Origin of the sequence: Brevundimonas sp. NIBR11, from assembly GCF_027912535.1 — a bacterium.
Lineage (GTDB): Bacteria > Pseudomonadota > Alphaproteobacteria > Caulobacterales > Caulobacteraceae > Brevundimonas.
Genome location: NZ_CP115465.1, coordinates 263311 through 288260, shown reverse-complemented (window position 1 = coordinate 288260; position 24950 = coordinate 263311). Strand labels below are relative to the sequence as shown.

General features: G+C 67.8%; 23 protein-coding genes. 14 read left to right on the top strand and 9 right to left on the bottom strand.

From position 1 onward, the window contains the following. The first annotated feature begins 8 nt into the window (after nt 1-8). Nucleotides 9-704: an HAD family hydrolase gene (locus O5O43_RS01390; RefSeq protein WP_271085143.1), complete on the top strand. Its 696-nt coding sequence runs from the start codon at nt 9-11 to the stop codon at nt 702-704. A 6-nt stretch (nt 705-710) separates the two neighbouring features. On the opposite strand, the gene O5O43_RS01385 is transcribed toward O5O43_RS01390, so the two are convergent. Continuing rightward, nucleotides 711-1505: a hypothetical protein gene (locus O5O43_RS01385; protein ID WP_271085142.1), complete on the bottom strand. Its 795-nt coding sequence runs from the start codon at nt 1503-1505 to the stop codon at nt 711-713. A gap of 82 nt (nt 1506-1587) precedes the next feature. Further along, nucleotides 1588-4587, bottom strand: a complete 3000-nt coding sequence (locus tag O5O43_RS01380; protein ID WP_271085141.1) for a TonB-dependent receptor — start codon at nt 4585-4587, stop codon at nt 1588-1590. Nucleotides 4588-4872: 285 nt separating this feature from the next. Between O5O43_RS01380 and O5O43_RS01375 the strand changes: the two genes are divergently transcribed. The 5 genes from O5O43_RS01375 (at nt 4873) to O5O43_RS01355 (ending at nt 10643) form a co-directional block, all read left to right on the top strand. After that, nucleotides 4873-5175 (top strand): hypothetical protein, encoded by a 303-nt coding sequence (locus tag O5O43_RS01375; RefSeq protein ID WP_271085140.1) that lies wholly within the window; start codon nt 4873-4875, stop codon nt 5173-5175. A gap of 12 nt (nt 5176-5187) precedes the next feature. Beyond that, a complete protein-coding gene (carB, locus tag O5O43_RS01370) occupies nt 5188-8490 on the top strand; it encodes a carbamoyl-phosphate synthase large subunit (protein ID WP_271085139.1) in 3303 nt (1100 codons plus the stop codon). A 5-nt stretch (nt 8491-8495) separates the two neighbouring features. Beyond that, a complete protein-coding gene (locus tag O5O43_RS01365) occupies nt 8496-8825 on the top strand; it encodes a DUF1294 domain-containing protein (protein ID WP_271085138.1) in 330 nt (109 codons plus the stop codon). Nucleotides 8826-9015: 190 nt separating this feature from the next. After that, nucleotides 9016-10068 carry a hypothetical protein gene (locus O5O43_RS01360; RefSeq protein WP_271085137.1) on the top strand — a complete coding sequence of 351 codons (1053 nt, stop codon included), beginning with the start codon at nt 9016-9018 and terminating at the stop codon, nt 10066-10068. 188 nt (nt 10069-10256) lie between these two features. Then, the gene (locus tag O5O43_RS01355) at nt 10257-10643 is read left to right on the top strand and encodes a hypothetical protein (protein WP_271085136.1); all 387 of its coding nucleotides are present in this window, start codon (nt 10257-10259) and stop codon (nt 10641-10643) included. 127 nt (nt 10644-10770) lie between these two features. On the opposite strand, the gene O5O43_RS01350 is transcribed toward O5O43_RS01355, so the two are convergent. Continuing rightward, the gene (locus tag O5O43_RS01350; protein ID WP_271085135.1) at nt 10771-12072 is read right to left on the bottom strand and encodes a cation:dicarboxylase symporter family transporter; all 1302 of its coding nucleotides are present in this window, start codon (nt 12070-12072) and stop codon (nt 10771-10773) included. A 127-nt stretch (nt 12073-12199) separates the two neighbouring features. Here O5O43_RS01350 and O5O43_RS01345 point away from each other — a divergent pair, with 127 nt between their 5' ends. Both O5O43_RS01345 and O5O43_RS01340 read left to right on the top strand, forming a co-directional pair. After that, entirely contained in the window at nt 12200-14002 is a 1803-nt protein-coding gene (locus tag O5O43_RS01345; protein WP_271085134.1) for a hypothetical protein, read from the top strand. Between the two features lie 34 nt (nt 14003-14036). Beyond that, on the top strand, nt 14037-15332 hold the full coding sequence (locus O5O43_RS01340; RefSeq protein WP_271085133.1) for a glycosyltransferase: 1296 nt from the start codon (nt 14037-14039) through the stop codon (nt 15330-15332). Between the two features lie 113 nt (nt 15333-15445). On the opposite strand, the gene mnmH is transcribed toward O5O43_RS01340, so the two are convergent. Next, on the bottom strand, nt 15446-16501 hold the full coding sequence (gene mnmH, locus O5O43_RS01335) for a tRNA 2-selenouridine(34) synthase MnmH (protein ID WP_271085132.1): 1056 nt from the start codon (nt 16499-16501) through the stop codon (nt 15446-15448). Beyond that, nucleotides 16498-17538: a selenide, water dikinase SelD gene (gene selD, locus O5O43_RS01330; RefSeq protein WP_271085131.1), complete on the bottom strand. Its 1041-nt coding sequence runs from the start codon at nt 17536-17538 to the stop codon at nt 16498-16500. The genes mnmH and selD overlap by 4 nt, the downstream gene beginning before the upstream one ends. Nucleotides 17539-17632: 94 nt before the next feature. Here selD and O5O43_RS01325 point away from each other — a divergent pair, with 94 nt between their 5' ends. The 5 genes from O5O43_RS01325 (at nt 17633) to O5O43_RS01305 (ending at nt 20462) form a co-directional block, all read left to right on the top strand. Further along, complete coding sequence (locus O5O43_RS01325) at nt 17633-17860, top strand: cysteine protease (protein ID WP_271085130.1); 228 nt, start codon at nt 17633-17635, stop codon at nt 17858-17860. 60 nt (nt 17861-17920) lie between these two features. After that, entirely contained in the window at nt 17921-18586 is a 666-nt protein-coding gene (locus tag O5O43_RS01320) for a glutathione S-transferase (protein WP_271085129.1), read from the top strand. Between the two features lie 50 nt (nt 18587-18636). Then, on the top strand, nt 18637-18852 hold the full coding sequence (locus tag O5O43_RS01315) for a hypothetical protein (RefSeq protein WP_271085128.1): 216 nt from the start codon (nt 18637-18639) through the stop codon (nt 18850-18852). 156 nt (nt 18853-19008) lie between these two features. Continuing rightward, the gene (gene greA / locus O5O43_RS01310) at nt 19009-19482 is read left to right on the top strand and encodes a transcription elongation factor GreA (RefSeq protein WP_271085127.1); all 474 of its coding nucleotides are present in this window, start codon (nt 19009-19011) and stop codon (nt 19480-19482) included. Nucleotides 19483-19529: 47 nt separating this feature from the next. Continuing rightward, the gene (locus O5O43_RS01305) at nt 19530-20462 is read left to right on the top strand and encodes a mitochondrial fission ELM1 family protein (RefSeq protein ID WP_271085126.1); all 933 of its coding nucleotides are present in this window, start codon (nt 19530-19532) and stop codon (nt 20460-20462) included. A gap of 3 nt (nt 20463-20465) precedes the next feature. On the opposite strand, the gene O5O43_RS01300 is transcribed toward O5O43_RS01305, so the two are convergent. Beyond that, a complete protein-coding gene (locus tag O5O43_RS01300; protein ID WP_271085125.1) occupies nt 20466-20762 on the bottom strand; it encodes a hypothetical protein in 297 nt (98 codons plus the stop codon). Between the two features lie 73 nt (nt 20763-20835). On the opposite strand from O5O43_RS01300, the gene trxB reads away from it, so the two are divergent. Further along, nucleotides 20836-21843, top strand: coding sequence for a thioredoxin-disulfide reductase (trxB, locus tag O5O43_RS01295; protein ID WP_271085124.1), 1008 nt, complete (start codon nt 20836-20838; stop codon nt 21841-21843). Between the two features lie 34 nt (nt 21844-21877). On the opposite strand, the gene O5O43_RS01290 is transcribed toward trxB, so the two are convergent. The 3 genes from O5O43_RS01290 to O5O43_RS01280 form a co-directional block, all read right to left on the bottom strand. Beyond that, complete coding sequence (locus O5O43_RS01290; RefSeq protein WP_271085123.1) at nt 21878-22846, bottom strand: aldo/keto reductase; 969 nt, start codon at nt 22844-22846, stop codon at nt 21878-21880. 62 nt (nt 22847-22908) lie between these two features. Then, entirely contained in the window at nt 22909-23316 is a 408-nt protein-coding gene (locus tag O5O43_RS01285) for a response regulator (RefSeq protein WP_271085122.1), read from the bottom strand. 51 nt (nt 23317-23367) lie between these two features. Beyond that, nucleotides 23368-24921: a PAS domain-containing protein gene (locus tag O5O43_RS01280; protein ID WP_271085121.1), complete on the bottom strand. Its 1554-nt coding sequence runs from the start codon at nt 24919-24921 to the stop codon at nt 23368-23370. Between the last annotated feature and the right edge of the window lie 29 nt (nt 24922-24950).

The window sequence follows — 24950 nt, the reverse complement described above, 5'->3', positions numbered from 1 at the left end:
CGCCTCCCATGACCATCACCACCGTCGGGCTCGATGCCGACGACACCCTTTGGCACAACGAGACCATCTTCCGCCTGACCCATGCGCGGTTCGTAGACCTTCTGGCCGATCACGGCGACGAGGCGACCATCGAAGCGCGGATGGCGGACACCGAGCGGCGCAACCTTCGCCTCTACGGCTATGGGGTGAAGGGATTCACCCTGTCGATGATCGAGACTGCGATGGAACTGTGTGACGGCGGCGCCCCGCCGGAGGTCGTGCGCGAGATCCTGGCCGCCGGCCGCGATATGCTGGCTCATCCCGTCGAGACCCTGCCCGGCGTCGACGAGGCCCTGGCCGCCCTGTCGGAGAAATTCCGTCTGGTCCTGATCACCAAGGGCGACCTGATGGATCAGGAGCGGAAGGTCGCCGCCTCGGGTCTCGGCGACCTGTTCGCGGCCGTCGAGATCGTCTCGGAGAAGGATCGCGGAACCTACGACCGCGTCTTCGCCCGCCACGGCACGGGCGCCGAGGAGGCCGTCATGGCCGGCAACTCGGTCAAGTCGGACGTCATCCCGGCCATCGAGGCCGGCGCCTTCGCCGTCCACATCCCCTACCACGTCACCTGGGCGCACGAGATCGCGGAGCCGCCCGTCGATCACCCGCGTTTCGGCCTCCTTGACACGATCGCAGCCTTGCCTGCCTGGATCGCCGAACGGGCCTGACGGCCCTCAGGCGTAGCCGAGCAGCGCTCGCAGGCCGGGCGCGTGGAAGTCCACTAGAGCCTTCTGGACGTCCGGCAGCACATCGGGAAAGACCAGCCCCTCGGGCAGCTTCAGGTTCTCGCGGGCGGTGCGGCTCTTCTTGCGGTCGGCTCCGGCGAGGACCCGGTCTCGCCAATCGTCTGGACGGTCGATGTTGGCGGCGGCCAGCAAGCCGGCGATCAGGGCCTCGCTCTGCGGCGCCTCGATATCGCGCACAGCGGCGACAAGGTCCTCGTAGCGGATTAGATGCACGCCGGTCCCCAGCCAGGCGGCCGCATTGTGGGTGTAGATGTCGATCAGGGCCGGCGACTTCTGGTGCACGCCGAAGATCATCATGTTCAGCAACGCCTCGGCGGAGAACAGACCAGGCGTCTTCAAGTGCTGGATGTTGTCCTGCTCGAACTCGTCCGAAACGAAGAATCGGGCCCGCGCCAGCACCCAGTCATAGGGATCGCGCACCAGCAGGATGTGTCTGGCGAACCGGATGTTGGCCAGGGACTGGTCGCTGAACAGCAGATGCGCTGCCGCCAACCTGGGGGCGTTTGGATCGAAGGCGTCCAGGTGTTGGTGCATGTTGGGGATCTGCACGAAGTCCCGGTCGTGGTGCTGGTCGACCGGGACGAACATCCGCATCACGTTGCGCAACAGATGGGTCCCGCCCTTGGGGATGCTGTTGACGAGCACGGGCTGCTTCAGCCGGGCCTGGCTGAACCGCGCGACCTCGACGTCCAGAGTGTCGGTCATGCCCTTGATGATGGCCATGGCGTTCCTTGAAAGCGACGCGGACGAAAAAGGGCGGCGGATCGTTCCGCCGCCCTCGTTTCATAAGCCAGTCTGATGCGGATCAGAACGACTTCGACATCCGCAGGAAGGCGCGGCGGCCGTAGTAGGCTTCGGTGTACTGCGACGACAGGATCGAGTTGCCGGTCGTGCCGATCGCCGTCGACGACGCTGCGGGCGGCAGTTCGTCGAACAGGTTCGCCAGACCACCCGACAGGGTCCAGCCTTCCGCCTTGTAGGACAGCGACAGGCTGTGGAAGCCGGTGAACTCGGCGTAGGCCTTGATCTCGGTCGTGCGGCCGTCGATGACCTGGAAGTTCGACTGACCGTTACGCACGCGATCGGGCCGGTTGTCCTGGTTGCCGATCCAGTCGAAGCCCCAGAACGCCGTCCACGGGCCGCGTTCGATGCTGACATTCACGTTCCCGACCAGTTCCGGGCTGCCCACGTCGCCCAGGAAGTCGGTGCCGAAGTCGGCGAAGGTCGCCTCATTGGTTTCGAACGTCCAGGTCGTCTGAGTGTCCAGGGTCACGGTGCCGAAGTCGAAGTCGTGATACCACCGGCCCGTGAAGTCCAGGCCACGATTGTTCTGCTCGGCGATGTTCAGGAAGCTGGCGCGAACCTGGGTGATGCCCTGGGCCGCGGTCCGGTCGAACTGACGGCACAGCGGGTCGCCAGGGAAGTTTTCCGAGGTGTAGCAAGCCGACAGGATCTGGGCCGCCGACAGGGTGTCGACCTGGTCCTCGATCTTGATCTCGAAATAGTCGACCGCGATGCTCAGGTTGCTGTCGGGCGGCGTCAGGATCACACCGACGACCGTCGCCTTGGACGTCTCCGGGTTCAACACGCCCAAACCACCGCCCGTGACGACTTCGGAGGACGACACGCCGCCGTTGTAGTTGCCGGGCACGCCGCCGCCCGGACCTGCCGGGTTGCGGCAGTTGACGTACAGGGGATCGGTCGCGGCCAGGGTGCCTTCCGCCACGCGCTGATCCAGGTTCAAGCAGGGATCGATGTTACGCTGGCCGATGAAGCTGGTCTGGTCGGCCAGATAGAGTTCGAACAATGCCGGAGCGCGGAACGACGTGCCATGCGTGGCGCGGATGCGGACCGCGTCGTTGAGGGCCCAGTTCAGACCGACCTTGTAGGTCGAGGCGTCGCCCGAGGTCTTCGTGTCCGTGTAGCGGCCCGAAACGGACAGGGCCAGGCTCTGGACGAACGGCAGGTCGCGCAGCAGCGGGATGGCCAACTCGGCATAGGCCTCGTTCGTCTCCTCGGTGCCCGCCGTCACGCCGGCGCCCGACAGGCCCCAGCTGTTGTCCGCCAGGGTCACCGCGCCCGGGGTGTCCTCGATCTCGTCGCGACGGACGTGGAACCCGAAGGCTGCGCCCAGCGGGCCGGCCGGCAGATCCATGATCTGGCCACCGATGTTCCCTTCCAGATAGACCTGTTCGTAGATCGTCTGGCCCGTCTCCGTATCGAACAGGAAAGCCTTCTCGGCGTCGGTCAGGCGACCGGCCAGGAAGTCCGGACGGGTGAAGTCGACGTCGATGCAGCGGCGGCCGCTGACCGGCAGGGTGGTGCCGACGCACGAGACCGTCTTGAAGCTGGTGGAATCCACAGCGTCCTGCAGGATCACGTCCGACGTGTATTCGCCGTCGGAGCGGCTGTACTGGGCGAAGACATCCCAGCTCCAACCACTCAGAGCGCCGCGGAAGCCGCCGACGACCCGGGTGTAGTCGACCGTCTGCGACTGGTCGAAGTGGTCGGTGATGGGCGTGGCGCTGAGCAGGTTCGCACCGCTGAAGCCCGTCACCGGGTCCCCGCCGCCGCCGCCGTAGACGAGATCGAGGAAGTCGCGGGTATAGGTGTAGTTCCAGAACTGGCGATAGCTGTCGGTGCGGCTCTCGCGGCGGTTCAGCAGGACTTCGGCATAGGCCTCCACTCCGCCGCCGATGTCATAGGCGCCCTCGGCGAAGACGGTGTAGCGGGTCGTTTCCGGGACGATCGACTCTTCCAGGGCGTATTCGCTGAGGTTGTTGACCACGGCCCGCGAGGGGTCGTCGTAGTTGACGATATAGAACCCGGTCGGCGCGGTCGGATAGGTGGCGGAGACAGCCGGATTCGTCGGGCGACGCGGAATGTACTGGCCGAGGTTGCCGTCGTAATCGAACTGGAACCGGCCGGCGCGGCCCGAGAAGTCGGGGCCGTACACGTAGATCTGACCCCAGGCCAGGTCCGTGCACTGGGGCTCGCCGGTGCGTGGATCAATTCGGTCGGCGCGGTTACGGGTGCCCGGCTCGAACACATACTGGTTGCGGCAGACCAGATAGTCGCGCTCGCCGGCGGCCAGTTTTTCCTGGCGATAGAAGTCCGCCGACAGGTTCAGATAGCCGCGGTCGAAGTTTTTGCCCCAAGCCAGCGAGGCGTTGTACTGCTCGCCGCCGCCCTCGATCGGCACGGTCGCGAAGACATTCATGATGCCGCCGTCGCGCGCGCGCTCGGTGATCAGGTTCACGACCCCGGCCACGGCGTCCGAACCGTAGATCGACGAGGCGCCGTCCTTCAGGATGTCGATGCGGTCGATCGACGACTGCGGGATGACGTTGAGGTCGAACGATGACACGCCGCCGCGCGTACCCGCCGGACCGGCGCGACGACCGTTCAGCAGGACCAGCGTGCGGTTGGCGCCCAGGCCGCGCAGCGAGATCGTCGCCGCACCGGGGCCGCCGTCCGTGACGAAGGCGCTGGAGATCGTCGAGTTCACCTGGGCCGAGCCCGCCGCCAGGGTCGACGACTGCAGCAGCTGAACCGTGTCGCTCAGGCCGCGCTGGGCTCCGCGCTCCGCGCTGATGATCTGGACCGGCGAGGCGCTGGTGAACTCATTGGTCGGGATGCGCGAGCCCGTGACGACGATCTCTTCGACCTCGGTGGCGTCCTCGTCGTCGGGATCCTGAGCGGGAGCTGGCGCGTTCTGGGCAAAGGCGGGGGCTGCGAACATCATTGCAGCGAACAGGCCGGTCGCGATGGCCGACGATTGCCGCAGCCGATTGCGAAAAAGCATGACAGTCACTCCGTGAAATCAGGATCCGTCAGTTGCGCTGGCGGAAGTGCCTGATCTTGCCCCTAGAGCGCGTAATCTTGCAACTGAATTGCCATATTTCGGTCGCGACTGGGGCCGGCGTGACGCAATGACGCGGAGAGGTGTTGTGCGAGAGTCACCTCAGACCCGGCTTGCTCAGCGGGGCCGCCGTCTCTAAACGGGCCGCTTAACCGACAACCCGAACGACACCGGCCGCCGAGACGCGTCGCCGGCGTTCGCGCGCGAGAGACGACCCTGCACGACGATGTGATCAACCATGAGGAACGGGACGCCGCGGTTCGCGCGGCCCTGATGACCCATGGGGATACGGGAATCACGCCGCGCCATACCTTGTTCTTCTTCTACGGCGAGGGGGACCACGATGACCTCAACGAGGTCGCGCGGCGGGCCGGTTTCCTGACCAAGGGCCAGGACGACGCCACCATTCTTGAAACGACCATGGCGGTCGACGAGGCGTCCTTCGCCCCCGTCAGCGCCATGATGCAATCCTGGGCCGCGGCCTTCCAGCTGGACTACGATGGCTGGGAATGCGCGGTCGTGACGAACTGAGAGGAGGCTGAGATGCCGAAACGTACGGACATCAAATCCATCCTGATCATCGGGGCGGGGCCGATCGTGATCGGTCAGGCTTGCGAGTTCGACTACTCCGGCGTTCAGGCGTGCAAGGCGCTGAAGGCCGAGGGATATAGGGTCATCCTGGTGAACTCCAACCCCGCGACGATCATGACCGATCCGGGGCTGGCCGATGCGACCTATATCGAGCCGATCACGCCGGAGTTCGTCGAGCGGATCATCGCCAAGGAGCGGCCGGATGCGCTGCTTCCGACCATGGGCGGGCAGACGGCGCTGAACACGGCGCTGGCGCTGGATGCGTCGGGCGCCCTGGCCAAGTACGGCGTCGAGATGATCGGGGCCAAGGCCGAGGTCATCGACAAGGCCGAGGACCGGCAGAAATTCCGCGACGCCATGGACAAGCTGGGTCTGGAAAGCCCCCGCTCCAAGGCGGCGCATTCGATGGAAGAGGCGCTGGACGGGCTGGAGTTCGTGGGCCTGCCCGCCGTGATCCGCCCCTCGTTCACGCTCGCCGGCACCGGGGGCGGCATCGCCTATAACCGCGAGGAGTTCGAGGAGATCGTCCTGCGCGGCCTCGACCTGTCGCCGACCACCGAGGTGCTGATCGAGGAATCGGTGCTGGGCTGGAAGGAGTACGAGATGGAGGTGGTCCGCGACACGGCGGACAACTGCATCATCGTCTGCTCCATCGAGAACGTGGATCCGATGGGGGTGCACACGGGCGACAGCATCACGGTCGCTCCGGCCCTGACCCTGACGGATAAAGAGTACCAGCGCATGCGCACGGGCTCGATCAATGTGCTGCGCGAGATCGGCGTCGAGACGGGCGGATCGAACGTGCAGTGGGCGATCAATCCGGCCGACGGCCGCATGGTCGTGATCGAGATGAACCCGCGCGTGTCGCGCTCCTCCGCCCTGGCCTCCAAGGCCACCGGCTTTCCCATCGCCAAGGTCGCCGCCCGTCTGGCCGTCGGCTACACCCTGGACGAATTGCAGAACGACATCACCCAGGTCACGCCGGCCAGCTTCGAGCCGTCGATCGATTACGTGGTGACCAAGATCCCCCGCTTCGCCTTCGAGAAATATCCGGGCTCCGAGCCCCTGCTCGGCACCTCGATGAAGTCGGTCGGCGAGGTCATGGCCATCGGCCGGACCTTCCAGGAATCGATGCAGAAGGCCCTGCGTGGTCTCGAGACCGGACTGTCGGGCTTCGATGAGATCGAGATCGACGGCACGGTGGACGTCGAGGACGACGCCTCGGCCCGCGCCGCCGTCGTGCGGGCGCTGGGCCAGCCGACGCCCGACCGCATCCGTGTCATCGCCCAGGCCTTCCGCCACGGCCTGTCGGTCGAGGAGGTCAACGCCGCCTGTTCCTACGAGCCGTGGTTCCTGCGCCAGATCGCCGACATCGTCCGCACCGAGGGTCATGTCCGGGTCCAGGGCCTGCCGACCGACCCGACCGAGTTCAGGAAGCTGAAGTCCAAGGGATTCTCCGACGCCCGTCTGGCCCAACTGACCGGCTCGACCGAGAAGGCCGTCCGCGCCGCGCGCCGCAGCCTGGCCGTCCGTCCCGTCTTCAAGCGGATCGACACCTGCGCGGCCGAGTTCGCCTCGGCCACCGCCTACATGTATTCGACCTATGAGACCGGCGCCCTGGGCCAGATCCCGGTGTGCGAATCCGAGCCTACGGGATTGAAAAAGGCCGTAATTCTGGGCGGCGGGCCGAACCGGATCGGGCAAGGGATCGAGTTCGATTACTGCTGCTGCCACGCGGCGTTCGCGTTTGCGGACATCGGCGTCGAGAGCATCATGGTCAACTGCAACCCCGAGACGGTTTCAACCGACTACGACACCTCCGACCGTCTGTATTTCGAGCCGTTGACGGCCGAGGACGTGCTGGAGCTGATCGAGGTCGAGCGGTCGACCGGCGAACTGATCGGCGTCGTGGTGCAGTTCGGCGGCCAGACGCCGCTGAAGCTGGCCCATGCCTTGCACGAGGACGGCATTCCGATCCTGGGCACGTCGCTGGACTCCATCGACCTGGCCGAGGACCGCGAGCGGTTCCAGCAGATGCTGAACGACATCGGCCTGAAGCAGCCGCCGAACGGCCTGGCCCGCTCGGCCGAGGAGGCCGCGCGCGAGGCCGATCGCGTCGGCTATCCGGTCGTGCTGCGCCCCTCCTACGTTCTGGGCGGACGCGGGATGATGATCGTCCACGACCGCGAGGGACTGGACCGCTACGTCGGCGAGGCGATGAAGGTCTCGGGCGACGATCCGGTCCTGATCGACCACTATCTGAACCGCGCCACCGAGGTGGACGTCGACGCCCTGTGCGACGACGAGACGGTCTTCGTGGCCGGGGTGCTCGAGCACATCGAGGAAGCCGGCGTCCACTCGGGCGACAGTGCGTGCTCGATGCCGCCGTGGTCGCTGAAGCCCGAAACTGTCGCCGAACTGAAGCGCCAAACCGAGGCCATGGCGCGGGCGCTGAAGGTGCGCGGATTGATGAACGTCCAGTTCGCCATCGAAGAGCCGCACGGCGAAGAACCGCGTATCTTCGTGCTGGAGGTGAACCCGCGCGCCAGCCGCACGGCGCCCTTCGTCGCCAAGACCATCGGCCAGCCCGTGGCCGCCATCGCCGCCAAGGTCATGGCCGGCGTGCCGCTGAAATCCTTCGGCCTGACCGACAAGCCCTACGACCATATCGCGGTCAAGGAGGCGGTCTTCCCGTTCGCCCGTTTCGCCGGGGTCGACACCATTCTGGGCCCTGAAATGCGTTCGACCGGCGAGGTCATGGGCCTGGACTTCAAGCGTCCGGGCGAGACCGACATGGCCCCCGCCTTCGCCCGCGCCTTCGCCAAGTCCCAGATCGGCGGCGGCACCACCCTGCCGACGTCCGGCTGCGCCTTCGTCTCGGTCAAGGACGACGACAAGCCTTTCATCGTCGAGGCGGTGAAACTGCTGCTGGCCCAAGGCTTCGAGGTCATCGCCACCGGCGGCACCCACGCCTATCTGGAGGCCCAGGGGCTGAAGGTCGGCTATGTGAAGAAGGTGTTGGAAGGCCGCCCGAACATCGTCGATGCGATCAAGAACGGCGACGTCCAGCTGGTCATCAACACCACCGAGGGCAAGCAGTCGCTGCAGGACAGCTTCAGCCTGCGTCGCTCGGCCCTGATGTCGAAGATCCCCTACTATACAACGGCGGCCGGCGCCCTCGCGGCGGCGCAGGGGATCGGCGCGATCCGGGCGGACGCGCTGGATGTGAAGCCGATCCAGGCCTTCGCGCACTGATGCCGATGAGCCGGATCGATCTGTTTCTGATCGGTCTGGCCCTCGCCAACCTGCATGCTTTCGTGCGGTTCTGGCAGGACAAGCGGGCGGCTAAGGCCGGTCACCGACGCACGCCCGAGGCGACGCTGCTGACGGCGGCCCTGTTTGGCGGTTTCGGCGCGTGGCTAGGTCAGCACCTGTTGCGTCACAAGACGCGCAAGGAACCATTCCGGACCGAGCTGGGGCTTGTCATCCTGATCCATCTGGCGGCGGTCGCGGGGATCGTCTGGTGGTTGCTGAGCGGGTGGATGCCAAGCGATTTGCAGGCTTTGCAGTCACCGACCAACTCCCGGTGATTTCGGCCAGGCATTGACTGCAGAAGCCGGTGAATTCGGTTAGGCCGGTCATGCAGAATTCCGCACATTCCTGCAGATCGTGCATTGGCCCTGACATCGGAGAGACCACGGTCGGCCTGTCGATGGCAGACCGGGTCGTCGGATCGTTTCAACGCTGGCGTGCGGACCTGCGTTGTGGTGGTGTGTGCGCATGATCATCGCCCTGCTGCTCGCAAGCCTCTTGGCGGTCCAATCGAGCGTAGACTTCTGGGTCGTCACGGAGGCGAGCGACCGCGAGGTCAGCGCCGTCAACGTCGGGTTCGCCTTCGTGCCCGAGGGCAAGGACTACGTCCTCGCGGCGGTCCACACCGAACATCGTCAAGGCACCGCCGCCACGCGATGGACCACGCCCGCGTCGACCGACGAGTTTCTGGCCTTCCGGTGCGCCGACGGGACGTTTCTGGTCAGAGGGTCATACACCTACAGCGGCGTGGCGGATCCGATCCGGACATCGGATCCCGACGGCGTCTTTGTCAGCGTGGCGATCGATCCGAAACGCCAGAAGCAGGCCGATGCGGTTTGTCGACCGGAGACGGTGACCACCCCCCGGTTCCGGACACTCTCCGGTTTGCTGCAAGCGCATGGTATCCAAACCGGACCGACGGCCGTTACGCCGCGGCTGGTCGGGCCACAGCCCTATCCGGTGTCCCGAGAAGAAAGGGGTCGTCAGGCGCGGGAGCCCGAACAGCCCCATCCGCCAAGGATCGGGATCAGTGCGAGCCATGCGCATAACCCGGGCGGCGGTCTGGTCATCGGCTATGCCACCCATCGTGGCGGACGGTGGGTGTCCGAGTTCTACTCGATGGGGGCATGGCCCTCGAACCCGGCGGCCGAGCCGGTCATCTTCGTTCGGCGCGCGCTCGATTCCTGGGAGGTGCAGGAACAGATCCAGTGGGCGGACAGTCGAACCTGTTCAGGACTGACCGAGGTGCTCAGGCCCGCCAATGACCTGGCGCTTCCCATCTTGATCCTGCCGCTGGACGAGGCCAGTCGAATGCGAATTCGAGAGACCGCCCCTCCGCCCCCGCCGATGGCGGACGGCCCCGGACCTCACATCTTCTGGGCGCCCGGTCGAGGCCAGACCGGTCACGAGATTCAGTTCTCATCGTTTGGGGGCCCCTGGGTTGACTGGGCGAACTCCGTGGACCGGGTTCTGGAGCCTTGCTGGCAGGACGAACGCCCGGTCAGGCCGCCAGACGCCTGAGTGACAACGGGGCTCGACTGCAGGCGTTGCGTGCGGTCTCGGATCCGCTCCCGGTGTTTCGGCAGGCATCGACCGCAGAAGCCGACCGGTTCGGTTGCGGCGACTTGCGCAAAATGCTGCAGAACCCCGCCGATTGTGCAGACCCGCCTGCGACCGTTTTCGACGCAGGCGCGTGGCAGGGTGTTCGCATGGAGCACCATCGTCTGCGCAAATATCGGGGGCCGGAGACCTGGGCGCAGGTCCGGCAGGCCTATATCGCGGGAGAGTCCGCGCCCTCGCTCGTGCGGCGGTTCGACGTCGGCTATGCGAACCTCCGACGCCGGGCCATGGCCGAAGGCTGGACGCGCAAGGCCCATGCGGCGCGCATCGACCTGAAGCCGATCCGGGGCGGGGTCGAGGGTCCGGGGCCTGACCTGGAAGACCTCATGGACGCTCCGGCCATGGATCCGTTTCAGGCGCTGAGCGAGGCGGTGCGCCGGGCGGCCGGCCTGTTGAGCCAGGGCCGGACGGCGGAGGCGACCGCCCTGTTGCGCGCCGCCACCGCCTTGGAAAAGCTGAAGTTCGTGGCGCGCTAAGGGATGCGCGATTTCGTTTGAGGTGGCGCCGGTCTGGCGCCGTCCAAGGATTGCCGGCCTTGGCCCCAACCGCGCCGGCGCGGCTCGTTCCGAACCTTGGCTGGCTCCGGGGCGGGCCGCTTTTGTTTCAGATCCCCGCCGCGGCCTCGGGATCGGCGGCGGCGTCGCGGCCCTCGACGATGCGGGCGGCGGCGAGGTCGGCGGTGACGTTGCCGACGGTGCGGAAGATGTCGGGCACCACCTCCACCGCCAGCAACAGGGGCAGGACCTCCAGCGGGACGCCCATGGCCAGGCAGATGGGGGCGATGGAGGCGAAGAAGCTGACCTGTCCCGGCAGGCCCACGGTGCCGACGCTGACGGCGAGGGCGGCAAAGCCTCCGGCCAGCATGGAGGCGGTGGTGATCTCCGTGCCCGTCAGCCGGGCGACGTAGATGACGACGGCGAGGTTCGCGACGGGACTGGTGATGCGGAAGACGGCGACCGCCAGCGGCAGGACGAGGCCGGCGGTGGCGCTGGAGACGCCGAGGCGGCCCACGGCGCGCTCCACCATGATGGGCAGGCAGGCGAGCGAGGACTGGGTCGAGAAGGCGACGACCTGGGCCGGGGCGATCCCTTGCGCGAAGCGGCCGAGGCCGATGCGGCCGGCCAGGGTGGCGACCCCGTAGGTCAGAAGGATCAGGCCGATCAGGCTGAGGCAGACCAGGGCGATATAGTGGCCCAGCACCCCTGCGGCGCCGAGGCCGGCGCGCAGGCCCACGCCGAAGGCCAGGGTGAAGACGCCGAACGGCGCCACCGCCAGCACCCACTGGACGATGACGATCATGGTGTTGGAGACGGCCTCGAAGAAGGTGGCGATGGGCTGGCGCAGGCGGGCCTCCAGCCGGGTGTTGGCGAAACCGAAGGCGATGGCGAAGACGACGATGGCCAGGATGGCGTCGTCGGCGGCGGCGCGGATGGGATTGGCGGGAGCCAGGCTGGTCAGGAAGGCGCCGAAGCCGCCGCCTCCGACATTGGCGGCCACCTCGCGCGCGGCCTCCGGCGGAGCGCCGGCCAGAAGGGCGGCGGAGCCCTCTGCGCCGATGGGCCACAGCGCATGGAGACCGAGCGACGAGGCGAAGGCGTAGATCACCGCCCCGACCAGCAGGACGGCGAAGACGATGACGGCCTTCAGAGCCAGTCGCCCCGTCGCGGCCGCGTCGGCGATCGAGGCGATGCCTGTGACCAGCAGGCTGAAGACCAGGGGGATGATCGTCATGCGCAAGGCGTTGAGCCAGAGTTGGCCCAGGGCGTCGATAACGGCGACCGTCCCGTGGCCGCCGGGGAGGCCATACGCTTGCGCCGCCGCGCCCGCCGCCAGGCCTCCGACCAGGGCGACCATGACCCAGAGGCTGAGCGAGGTGAAGATGGCGCGCGTGCGTGATCGGGTCATGGCGACGACGCTAAGGCCTCAGCCGGCAAAACGGGAGGCGTTTTGCGCGATCGCGTTGCGATGCCTGTAACCGTTTGACCTCTCGGGCTTTTTGAGTAACCGTCGTTTCCCGAAGGGGATCCGTTCAATGACCGACCAGCCGAAGACGGGGCGTTCGCGCCGCCGCGCGCCCGCGCCCACCACGCCGGACCCCATCGAGATCGCCATGGAGGCCGAGGCGAACGGCGAGGGGGGCGAGGACAGTCCGGCGCGGCGGGTCCTGCTCAAGCACGAACAGCTGCTGGGCTGGCAGATCCTGAAGGAGCGGGCCGGGTTCGGGCTGCGAGTCCTGACCGGGGTCGTCGGGGTGGTGGCGGCCCTGCTGGTCGGGTCGCTGATCTGGGAGGCGTCGCAGGAGCGGGGTCTGGTGATCGAACCCTTCTCGGTCCCGCCCGAGTTCGCCGAGCGCGGGGTGACAGGCCAGGTGATCGCCAGCCGACTGCTGGACCGGCTCAGCGAGATGAGCGACCAGACGGTTTCGGTCCGCGCGCCCTCGACCTACGCCAACAACTGGAACGGCGACATCAAGGTGCAGATCCCTCAGACCGGGGTCTCGGTCGGGGAGCTGCGGCGGTATCTGGTGGAGTGGCTGGGGAAACAGACGACCATCGGCGGTGAGCTGTACCGCACGCCGACCGGCCTGGCCCTGACCGCCCGCACGGGCACGGCGACGGCGACGCCCCAGACGGGCGCCGGCGAAGGCGATCTGGACGCCATGATCCAGGCGGCGGCCGAACAGGTCTATGCGGCGACCCAGCCCTATCGCTACGCCATCTATCTCAACCGGCGGGGCGACGCCGAGGGCGCGGCCAAATCCGAAGCGGCGCTGCGCGCCCTCATCAAATCCGGCGACAAGGCCGACCGGATGTGGGCCCATTCGGCGCTGAATCTGGTCCTGCAGAACAGGGGCGATTGGTACGGGGCAGTGCGTGAGGCCGACGCGGCCCTGGCGGTGGAGCCGAAATTCGCCCTCGCCTACTCTAACCGATGGGGGGCGCTTTCCGGCATGGACCATGCGGAGGACGCCTACCAAAGCGCTGTTCTGGCGGCGCGACTGGCGCGGTCGGACGGTCATCGCTTCCTGCGCGAGGAAGGGCTGGCCTACATGCGGGACTCCTCCGCGGCCATCGCCGCCGAGGAGATCGGCGATGCGCGCACCGCGATCGAAGGCTATCGACGGGCGCTGGAGAGCCGCCCCGACGATGAGCAGATGATCGGCTCGATCTTCTCGATGCAGGTCGCGTCGCACGATCTCGATGGCGCCCGGGCCACCCTGGATCGACTGTCCTCGCCGCCCGCCGACGCGCCGCCCGAGATCCTGGAGGCGGCGGGTGCGATCAATGCCGCGCTCCAGGCGCAGCTGGCCTGGGAGGCGGAGGACTGGCGCGGGGTCGTCCGCCATCTGGGCGCCGTGGACCCGGACAATCGCGCGTTCGGAGACACGCGATGGCGCGTCGTCATCTACCCGTATCTGGCCATGGCCATGGCGCGGACCGGAGACACGGAGCGGGCGGCCCGCGTGATCGCAGCGACCCGGACCGACTGCTACCAGTGCGTCATCGCCCGCGCGGTCATCGCCGAAGAGGCCGGCGACCGGGCCAGGGCCGACCGGTGGTTCGCCGAGGCTGTGCGTCAATCGCCCTCCCTGCCCTTCGCGCACGCGGAATGGGGCCGGGTGAAGCTGGCGCGGGGCGACCTGGACGGCGCCGAGGCCGATTTCCGCGAGGCCAGCCGCCGGAGCCCGAACTGGGCCGATCCGCTGAAGGGCTGGGGCGACGTGCTGATGGCGAAGAACGATGCGCGGGGGGCGGCGCGCCGGTACGAGGCCGCGCTGGAACGGGCGCCGCAGTGGACGGCGGCGCGGCAGGCGCTCACGCGAGCGCGGGGCTAGTTCGAGGCGTCACCTTGCGGTGCTAGGGTTCGCCATGGCTCTCCGCATCGTCCTCTGCACCGCAGGCTCGCTCGGCGACCTGCATCCGTTCATCGCTCTGGGTCTCGCCCTGAAGGCGCGCGGGGTGCAGGCGGAGATCGCGACCTCGGTCGACTACGGAGGCAAGATCCTCGCCGAAGGTCTGATCTTTCATTCCATAGGACCGGGGCTGGCCGAGCTGGAGCGCCGCTTCGGCATGGATAAGGCCGAACTGACCGAACGGGTGGCGAAGTCGAACACCTTCCTGTTCGAGAAGATGCTGCTGCCTAATCTTGAGGATGGCGCCCGGGCCGTCACCGCGGCGGCGGAGGGCTCGGTCGCGATCGTCGGTTCGACCTTCGCGGCGGGCGCGGGGATGGCGGCGGATGTGCTGGGCGTTCCTTTCATACCGGCAGCGTTGCAGCCGTCCGTGGTCTTCTCGCCCTACGATCCGCCGCTCCTGCCGAAGACGCCCTGGATGAGGCCGGCGACGGGCGGTCTCCAGCTGGCGGTCAATCGCGCCACGGTGGCTCTCGCGCGGGCCGCGACGGGACGATGGACCCGGCCCATCGACGCGGTGCGGGCCAGGCTGGGTTTGCCGCCGCGCTACGAGAACCTCTTGCTCGATGGCTTGAAGAGCCGCCCCGTGTCGCTCGGTCTCTACTCTCCGCTACTGGCATGGCCGCAGCCGGATGCGCCGCCCGGGTTCGCGGTCACGGGATACGCCGCCTATGATTCCGAAGCCGGTGGGGCGTCCGTGATGCCGCCCGCGCTGGAGCGGTTCCTGGCGGATGGATCTGAGCCGGTGGTGTTCACCCTGGGCTCGGCGGCGGTGCACATCCCCGGCGGCTTCTACGTCGAAAGCCTGAAGGCGGCGCGACGGATCGGGCGGCGGGCGGTGCTTCTGGTCGGGCCGGAGGGGGACCTCAGGGTGGCGGACGGGCGCGATGCGATAGCCGTGGCCTATGCGCCGTTCTCGCAGTTGTTCCCGAGAGCGGCGGCGGTCGTGCATCAGGGCGGGGTCGGGACGACGCAGCAGGCGTTGCGCGCCGGGCGGCCGCAGCTGGTCGTACCGCATCTGGGAGATCAGTTCGACAACGGCGCGCGCGTGGCCCGGCTGGGGTGTGGGGCGGTCGTGACGCGCGGGCGGTATCGGGCGGAACGGGTGGCGGAAGGGCTGGGCGGGCTGCTGGGGGACGCAGGCGTGTTGGAGACGGCGCGGCGGCTGGGCGTGGTGGCGATGCAGGAGGATGGGGCAGGCGCGGCGGCGGACCGCATTCTTGCCGCTCTCTCCCGTTCGCAGAGGGCTTGAGCGCCTGAGAGGCGCAGCCGATCGGACCCGCGCAAAAGGCGAAGGTTGGACCCTACCGGAAACGCACGGCCCTCACCCTGTCTGCCGAGACACATCGCTTCGCTCTGCGGGCCTCAAGCCTTCTCCCTCTGGGAGACGGTGACGATTTGGTCGGCGGCCTTGTCCAACTCGGCATCGGACAGGTCGGTCATCATGATGCGACCGAGCAGCAGGCGATCCCGTCGCGCCGACATTCGGCGGTAGGCGGGATCGTAATGCTCCACGATCAGGGCCTCGGCGAGTGCGAGGGTCTGGCCATCGCGGGCCATGGTCTTCCATTCGGCGATGACGGCCTTGGACAGATGCGGCGGCAGGCGGTTCAGCGCGTCTTCCAGCGCCGCCGCATCCGAGGCGATGTCGGCATAGACGCGGGCCGAGAAGGCGGCGCGGGCGGCGACGGGGGCGTCCAGTTCGATGACCGCGGCCTGCCCCATGCCGGACCAGAGGGCCGGCGGGATGGTTCGAGCGCCGACGCGGCTGGACTCGGCCTCGACGACGACCGGGCGGCTCGAGTCGAGGGTTTCGAGGGCGGCGTAGAGCCGGCTTTCGAACAGCTTCTGCGGCGGCTGGGGGCGGCCGGTCGCGCCGAACAGGGAGCCGCGATGGTCGGCGAGGGCTTCGAGATCGAGGGTCTGGACGCCCCTTTCGGCGAGCTTGCTGAGAAGCGCCGTCTTGCCTGAGCCGGTGCCGCCGTCGAGCAGGATGACGGACCATCGGGGCTCGCCGTAGAGGGTCGTCTGCACCCGCCGCCGCCAGGTCTGGTAGCCGCCGTCGAGGACCGTCACCGGCCAGCCGATCTGGTCCATGACCGCGACCATGGCGCCCGACCGCTGGCCGCCGCGCCAGCAGTGGACCAGGGGGCGGAAGCTGCCGTCGCGATCCTTCAGCGCGCCGTCGAGATGGGCGGCGATGTTGCGGGCGACCTTGGCGGCGCCCAGCCGGCGGGCGAGGAATTTCGACTGCTGGACGTAGATCGTCCCGATCTCGGCGCGTTCGGCGTCGTCGAGGACCGGCAGGTTGATCGCGCCGGGAATGTGATCCTCGGCGAACTCCGATGGACTGCGGACATCGATGATGGCGTCGAAGCCGGCGCGGGCGGCGGGCGACAGGTCGGTGGTGCGACGGATCAAACGACCCGCACTCCGGCGCCCTCGACGACCCGGCCCACCACGGCGGCGCGGTCGAAGCCGGCGGCGCGGATGGCGGCGAGGACCGCGGGCGCGGCCTCGGCCGAGACGGCGACGAGAAGGCCGCCGGACGTCTGAGGGTCCGTCAGAAGATCGCGCCGCCAGTCGGTGAAGGCGGACGGCACGGTGATCTCGTCGCCATAGGCGGTCCAGTTACGGCCCGAGGCGCCGGTGCGGACCCCGGCGCCGGCCAGGGCCTCCACCCCGTCCAGCAGCGGGACACCGGCAGCGTCGAGCTCGACGCCCAGCCCGCATCCGCGCGCCATCTCCAGCGCGTGACCCAGGAGGCCGAAACCGGTCACGTCCGTCATGGCGTGAACGCCGTCCATGCCCGCCAGATCGCCGACCGTGTTGAGCCGCGTCGTCGAGGCGATCAGGGCCGCATAGCCCGCCTCATCCAGCCGTTCCTGTTTCAGGGCGGCCGAGAGAATGCCGACGCCGAGCCCCTTGGTCAGGATCAGGACGTCGCCCGCACGGGCGCCCTTGTTGGTCAGGACCCGGTCGGGATGGACGAGGCCGAGGGCGACGAGGCCGTAGATGGGCTCGACGCTGTCGATGGAATGGCCGCCGGCGACGGGGATGCGGGCCTCGGCGCAGACGCTGGCTCCGCCCGCGAGGATCCGGCCGATGGTCTCTGTCGACAGGACGTTCACCGGCATGCCGACCAAGGCGAGGGCGAAGATGGGCTTTCCGCCCATGGCGTAGACGTCGGACAGGGCGTTGGTCGCGGCGATGCGGCCGAAGTCGAACGGATCGTCGACCACCGGCATGAAGAAGTCGGTCGTGGCGACGAGGGCCTGCTGGTCGTTCAACCGCCAAACGGCGGCGTCGTCCGAGGTTTCCGTGCCGACCATCAGATTAGGGAAGGCGGCGGCCTGCGGCGTCTTCGACAGGATATCGCGGAGCACGCCGGGCGAAAGCTTGCAGCCGCAGCCGCCGCCGTGGGCGAGAGAGGTCAGCCGGGGTTCGGGTGCGGTCATGGCTCTGGTGTGGGCGAAAGCGCGCAGGCATTCAACAGCGGTGAACCTGAGCCGTGCCTGCTCGTTGCTGTCGGGAACTCTAGGAGAATTGATCATGGCCCTGTCCCGTATCGCCACTGTTCTCGGCGGTCTGCTGCTGTCCAAAGGCGGGCGCGGCTTCGCCGGGCGTCACGCCGGCAAGCTGGCGCTGGCCACCCTGGCCTATGAGCTGTGGCAGAGCCGTCGGAGCGGGGTCTCGCCGAACCTGAACCGGGGGCGGCAGTCGCAGCGTCAGGATCAGACGCGGGCTCATCCGCGTCGGCGCTGGAGCGGGCGCGCCTGAAGGTCTTGCCCTCCCCGGCGTCAACCCGGTTAAGCTGAGCCAAAATCGGGGAGCGTCGCCATGATCATCGTCCACCACCTGAACAACTCCCGCTCGCAGCGCGTGCTGTGGCTGCTGGAGGAGATGGGGCTGGAGTACGAGGTGAAGCGCTACGAGCGGAACGCCGAGACCATGCTGGCGCCGCCCGAGCTGCGCGCCATCCATCCGCTGGGCAAATCGCCGGTGATCCAGGACGGAGACATCATCGTCGCCGAGACGGGGGCGATCGTGGAATATCTGCTGGCTGCGTATCCCGGCCATGGGCTGAAGCCGACGCCGGGGACGGAGGCGGGGCGGCGCTTCACCTACTGGCTGCACTACGCCGAGGGGTCGGCGATGACGCCCCTGTTGCTGAAGCTGGTGTTTTCCGCCTTGCCGATCCGGTCGCCGGCTCTGGTGCGGCCGCTGGTGAAGGCCATCGCGAACAAGGCGCAGGCGAGCTTCATCGATCCCCAGATCGCCGCTCACACCGCCTATTGGGAGGGCGAGCTGTCGAAGTCCGAATGGTTCGCTGGCGACGCCTTCTCCGCCGCCGATGTCATGATGAGCTTCCCGCTCGAAGCCGGGGCCTCGCGCGCGCCCTACGGCGCGGACAAGCCGAAGCTGAAAGCCTTCCTGAAGGCGATCCACGCGCGGCCGGCCTATCAGCGCGCGCTCGGGCGAGGCGGCCCCTATGCCTACGCCTGATGCGGGCTGACGCGGCGCAACCGGCCAGCGGCGGCCGCGTTAACCCGCCTATGCGCTTGAAAACCATTCAGATCGCGGCCGCGCTGGGCGCGGCCATCGCCTTCATCCTCGCGTTCATGGCGGCGGGGGCCATGCTGGCGTCTCTGGCGTTCGCCCTCATCGGCGCCGCACTGATCGCCTGGATCGCCTATGGAGTGGCGAAATCGCTGCTGGACCGCAGGTTGGCGCACGCCCGTCATCGCCCCCTGCCACCCTCCGTGCGATAGGCGGAGGAGCCACAGTCCGCCTGACCTTGAGTTTTCGCGTCAGGCGCCCTAGCTTCTTCGGCCGGTCGCGCGCGCCCAGCGACCAGAATAGCCGCCAGAACTCCTTCTAAGTCCCTCTCGGGTTTACCGGGCGACAAGTCAGAAAATCACGACCACATGGAAAAAGTGCCGATGACGGCCGAGGGTTACCGCTCCCTCGACGATCAGCTTAAGCAATTGAAGTCGGTGGAACGTCCCAGCGTCATCGCGGCGATCTCCGAGGCCCGCGAACACGGCGACCTGTCGGAAAACGCCGAATATCACGCAGCCAAGGAACGCCAAGGCTGGATCGAGGGCTCTATCGCCGACATCGAGGACAAGCTGTCCCGGGCGCAGGTGATCGACGTCTCCAAACTTTCGGGCGACCAGGTCAAGTTCGGCGCCACGGTGACGGTCGTCGACGAGGACACCGAGGACGAGGGTCGCTATCAGATCGTCGGCGAGCATGAAGCCGATGTGAAACAGGGCAAGATCTCGATCTCCTCCCCGATCGCACGCGCCATGATCGGCAAGGTCGTCGGCGACACCGTCGAGGTGAACACTCCCGGCGGCGTAAAGGCCTACGAAATCCTCAAGGTCGAGTGGAAGTAGGGCGAAAGCCCCTTGGTATCGCGGTCGTCTCGGACGGCCGTGTCGGCATGGAAAATCAGGCGCTCGGACTGGCGGAAGCGGTCGGGCGCCTGACGCCGTCCGACATCGCCGTGAAGCGGGTGCGGTGGAAGCCCGCGTTCGACTGGCTGCCTGCCTCCCTGAAAGCGACATGGATGCTGGACCCGGCGTCCGACGCCCCCTTCCCGAAGGCGGGCGAGGCGTGGCCCGACCTGTGGATCGCCACCGGCCGCGCGACCCTGCCCCTGTCCATCGCGGCGCGACGCAAGAGCGGCGGAAAGACCTTCGTCGTCCAGACCCAGGATCCCCGGCTGGACCCGGCCCTGTTCGATATGGTCGTGGCTCCGTCGCATGACGGCCTCGGCGGGGCCAACGTCGTCTCGATCACTGGGTCGCCGCATCGGGTGACGGCGGAGCGGCTGACCGAGGCGGCGCCCGCCTTTGCCGACCGGATCGACCCCCTGCCCCGGCCGCGCGTGGCGGTGCTGATCGGGGGCCGGTCCAAGGCCTTCGACCTGACCCCCGGGCATGCCGCCCATCTGGCTGACAGGATCGCCGGCGCCGTGACGACGGCGGGCGGGTCGCTGATGCTGAGCTTCTCGCGCCGAACGCCGGAGGCGGCCAAGGCGGCGATGACCGCGCGGCTGGCCCCCCTGCCCGGCTGGATCTGGGACGGCCAGGGGCCGAACCCGCTGTTCGCCTTCCTGCAGGCGGCGGACCATGTGTTGGTCACCGAGGACAGCGCCAACATGGCGGCCGAGGCGGCCTCGACCGGCAAGCCCGTGCACGTCCTGCCGATGGTGGCGCTGAAGCCGGCGGGCAAGTTCGCGCGGCTGCACGCCGATCTGAGAGAACGGGGCGCGGCGCGGCTTTTCGACAGCGGGCTTGAAAGCTGGAGCTACGAACCGTTGGCGGAGACGGACCGGGCGGCCCGGGCCGTATTGGCAGCGATGGGGCGATAGGGCTCAGTCACCGCCCGCATCGGAGCCGCCGCCGTCGTTGTCGGCGTGGGACGGCTTGGATGGGCCGCCGTGGTCGCCGACGAAGACCGAACTCGCGGCGTGGGTTCCGCCGTCGCCGTCCCGGTCCTTGCGCTTTTTCTTGTCTGCCGCGTCCAGACCAGCCCCGATCGCCACGCCCACGCCGATGCCGATGGGAATGCCGAGGGCGATATTGCCCATGGCTACGCCGATGGCCGAGCCGATGGCGACCCCCAGGGCCAGGCCGATGCCGATGAAGCTGCGCTGCGGTTGGGTGGCCATTCTCTGCGTCCTTCCACGGATTTCCGTCGCGCCCGACATCGCACGGAGCGGAATCAGCGACTAGATAGCATCCATGAGCACTCCCAGAACGCTTCGTGTCGCCATCATCGGCTCCGGCCCTGCCGGCTGGACCGCCGCCATCTACGCGGCCCGCGCCAACCTGAACCCGGCGGTCATCGCCGGCATACAGCCGGGCGGCCAGCTGACCATCACCACGGACGTCGAGAACTATCCGGGCTTCGCCGAGACCATCCAGGGTCCCTGGCTGATGGAGCAGATGAAGGCCCAGGCCCTGCACGTCGGCACCGAGGTGATCGAGGACATCGTCGTGTCCTGCGACCTGTCGCAGCGGCCGTTTCGGCTGAAGCTGGACAGCGGCACGGAACTGCTGGCCGAGACGGTCATCATCTCCACCGGCGCCCAGGCCAAGTGGCTGGGGCTGGAATCGGAGGCGAAATATCAGGGCTTCGGCGTCTCGGCCTGTGCGACCTGCGACGGCTTCTTCTATCGCGGCAAGAACGTGATCGTCGTCGGCGGGGGCAATACGGCGGTGGAAGAGGCGCTGTTCCTGACGAATTTCGCCGCCAAGGTGACGGTGGTGCACCGGAAGGACGAGTTCCGCGCCGAGAGGATCCTGCAGGACCGGCTGTTCGCCAATCCCAAGGTCGAGGTGATCTGGAACCACGCGGTGGACGAGGTCCTGGGCCAGTCGGACGGGATCGCGTCCAACGTCACGGGCGTGCGGCTGAGACACGCACAGACGGGTGCGACGCAGGAGGTTCAGGCCGACGGCGTCTTCATCGCCATCGGTCATGCGCCGTCTTCGGAGCTTTTCCAGGGACAGCTGGAGACGAAACAGGGCGGCTATCTGGTGGTGAAGCCGGGGACGACCTCGACCAATGTCGAGGGCTGCTACGCGGCCGGCGACGTCACCGACGACGTCTATCGCCAGGCCGTAACGGCCGCCGGCATGGGCTGCATGGCGGCGCTGGAGGCGGTGCGGTTCCTCGCCGAGGAAGACCACGCCAAGGCCCACCACCCCATCAGCCATCATGAGGCGGAGAAGATCGGGGTCTGGTAGCCGGTTGTCCTGCGCCCTTCGGGGAGGAGGGAAATCAGGCGTCGCTCGCCTCGGTCAGGTCCTTGAGGTCCTCCGACGACAGAGTCAGGGTCGCAGCCTTCAACGTGTCGTTCAACTGACCCACCGACGTCGCGCTGACGATCGGCGCCGTGACGCCCGGACGCGTCAGCAGCCAGGCAAGGGCGACCTGGGCCGAGGTGGCTTCGTTGCGCTGTGCGACGGCGTCGAGGACACGCAGGATCCGCACCCCCCGTTCGTCGAACTTCGACTTCATGCCGCCGCCGCGCGCCGAGCCTTCGAGGTCGGCGACAGAATTGTACTTGCCGGTCAGGAAGCCGCTTTCGAGACTGAAATAGGTGATGACGCCCATGCCTTCGGCAACGGCCAGGTCCTGAAGCGGGCCTTCGAAGGTCGAGCGGCTGTAGAGGTTGTAGTGGGGCTGGAGCGTCTCGTAGCGCGGCAAACCCTTGGACGCCGAAACATCCAGAGCCTGTTTCAGACTGGCGGCGTCGAAGTTCGAGGCCCCGACGGCGCGGACCTTGCCGGCCTTGATCAGGCGGTCATAGGCCTCCAGCGTCGCGTCGTGCGGGGTGTCCGGGTCCATCCAGTGGGACTGGTAGAGATCGACATGGTCGGTCTGGAGCCGGCGCAGACTGTCCTCGATCGCGCGCTCGATCCAGGCCGGGGACAGGTCCTTGCGGTCGTCCGGATGCTGGCCCATCGGCGAACCGACCTTGGTCAGGATCAGGACGTCGTCTCGACGACGCCGCGCCTTGAGCCACTCGCCGATGATGGTCTCGCTCTCGCCGCCCTTGTTGCCGGGGACCCAGGTCGAATAGGCGTCGGCCGTGTCGACGGCGTTGAAGCCTGCGCCGACATAGGCGTCGAGGATCTCGAACGACCGGTCCTTGTCGATGGTCCAGCCGAAGACGTTCCCGCCGAAGACCAGAGGCGCGGTCGCAAGGCCGCTCTTGCCGAGGGCGCGTTTCTTCGAGGCGGGCATGAAAAAGGGCTCCGTTTCGGGGAGCCCTTAAGATGGTCAGAGGGCGGGACGACCGCAACCGATCAGGCGCCGAAGAGCTGGAGTTCCGGCGGGGCGTAATCGACCGGCCGGCCCTCACGGCGCTTGAGCGCGTAGTCGACGGCGGTCTGGACGGCGCGTTCGTCGGTAGGCTTGGACAGGACGCCCAACGCACCCTTGACCCCGTCGCGCACCATGCCCGGGTTGGCGGTCATGAACACGACCGTCACGCCGTCGTCGGCCAGGTCGCGGCCCAGTTCGATCCCTGTCGGCCCATCGGACAGGTGAATATCGACCAGGGCCAGATCCACGTCGTTCTCAGCAGAGATCGAGCGTGCGCTTCTGGCATCGGCGGCGGTCGCCACGACGTCATGACCGAGGTCTTCCAGCACGAAGCGGAGCTCCATGGCCACCAGGGCTTCGTCTTCAATGATCAGGATACGCGCGGTCATTGTTCAGTGTCATCTACCAGACGCCCGTAACGCAGAACGTTGGTTTGGGTTTCAGCTTTGCTTCAGGGCGGCGCGACGGCGCGAAAGCGCGGTCGCCGGCAGATCCGCTTCGAGGACCAAACCCCCGCTCTCCCATCTTCGTTCCAACTTTCCGCCCAGTTGACCTTCGACCGACAGACTCGACAAAGCCGAGCCAAATCCTTGCCTAGCGGGCTTTCCGGTGATCGGAGGGCCGCCCCGCTCGGTCCAGGTGAGGATGAATCGGTCGCCTGCGTTGCGGGTGCGCAACAGCACCGAGCCGCCGGCGGCGGACAGGGCGCCGTACTTGGCCGCATTGGTCGCCAGTTCGTGGAAGAGAAGCGCGACCGAGGTCGCCGCCTGGTCATCGAATGTCGCGTCATCGCCCTCGACGACCACGCGCGATGCGCCTCTCGCATCGACATAAGGGCGGAAGAGGGCGGCGAGGAAGGTGTGCAGGGTCGTATCGCCGATCGTGGGCCGCGACACCTCGGAGTGGGGGCGGACGAACTCGTGGGCGCGAGCGAGGGCGTTGATCCGGTCGCGCACCGAGCCGGCGAAGGCCTTGGCTTCCGGGTGCTCGCGGGCGGACAGGGCGATCAGGGACGAGACCACGGCGAAGATATTCTTGATCCGGTGACTGAGCTCCTGGCTCAGCAGGTCCTTGCCTTCCTCGGACCGTTTGAGGTCCTCGATGTCGGTGCAGGTGCCGAACCAGCGAGTGATTTCGCCGGCCTCGTTGCGGATCGGCGTGGCCCGGCCCAGCGTCCAGCGATAGACGCCGTCGTGACGACGCAGCCGGTATTCGATCTCGTAAAGGTCGCCTGTCTCCAGCGAATGTCGCCACGCCTTCCAGGCCCGTTCCTGGTCGTCGGGGTGGAACATGCCGTTCCAGCCTTCGCCGTCCGTCGAGCCCGTCGGCACACCGGTGAACTCGTACCAGCGGGCGTTGTAGTAGTCGTGGAACCCGTCCGGCTGGGTCGACCAGACCATCTGGGGCATGGAGTCGGCGATGGCGCGGAACTTGGCTTCGCTTTCGGAGAGGGCGACGCCGGCGCTGGCCAGATTGCTCTCGTCGATCGCCCCCTGAGCCAGGGCCCGGCGCAGCTCGAACTGGTTGACGACCTGAGCCGCCAGCACCGTGAGGGTGCGGGACTGAAGCGGCGTGAGACCCTCGGGGCGCGGCCGGTAGTCGATGACGCACAGGGATCCGAGCGGGAACCCCGAGGCGGACACCAGCGGCGCGCCGGCGTAGAAGCGGATGTGAGGCTCGCCGGTGACCAGGCCGTTCGCGGCGAACCGGGCGTCCAGCGTCGCGTCAGGCACGACCATGACGTCATGCTCGCGCATCGCATGGTCGCAAAACGACACGTCGCGACCCGTCTCGGAAGCGTCCAGGCCGACGCGGGCCTTGAACCACTGGGTATCGGCGTCGACCAGGCTGATGAGCGCCGTCGGGGTATCGCAGATGCTCGCGGCGAGCCCGACGAGATCGTCGAACCCCGCCTCAGGCGCGGTGTGCAGGACACCGTAGGCGTGGAGGGCGGCGAGGCGATCAGCCTCAGTCCAGGGGGGATCGGCGTCCAAGGCGTTGTTCCAAGCTGAGCCGCAGGCCC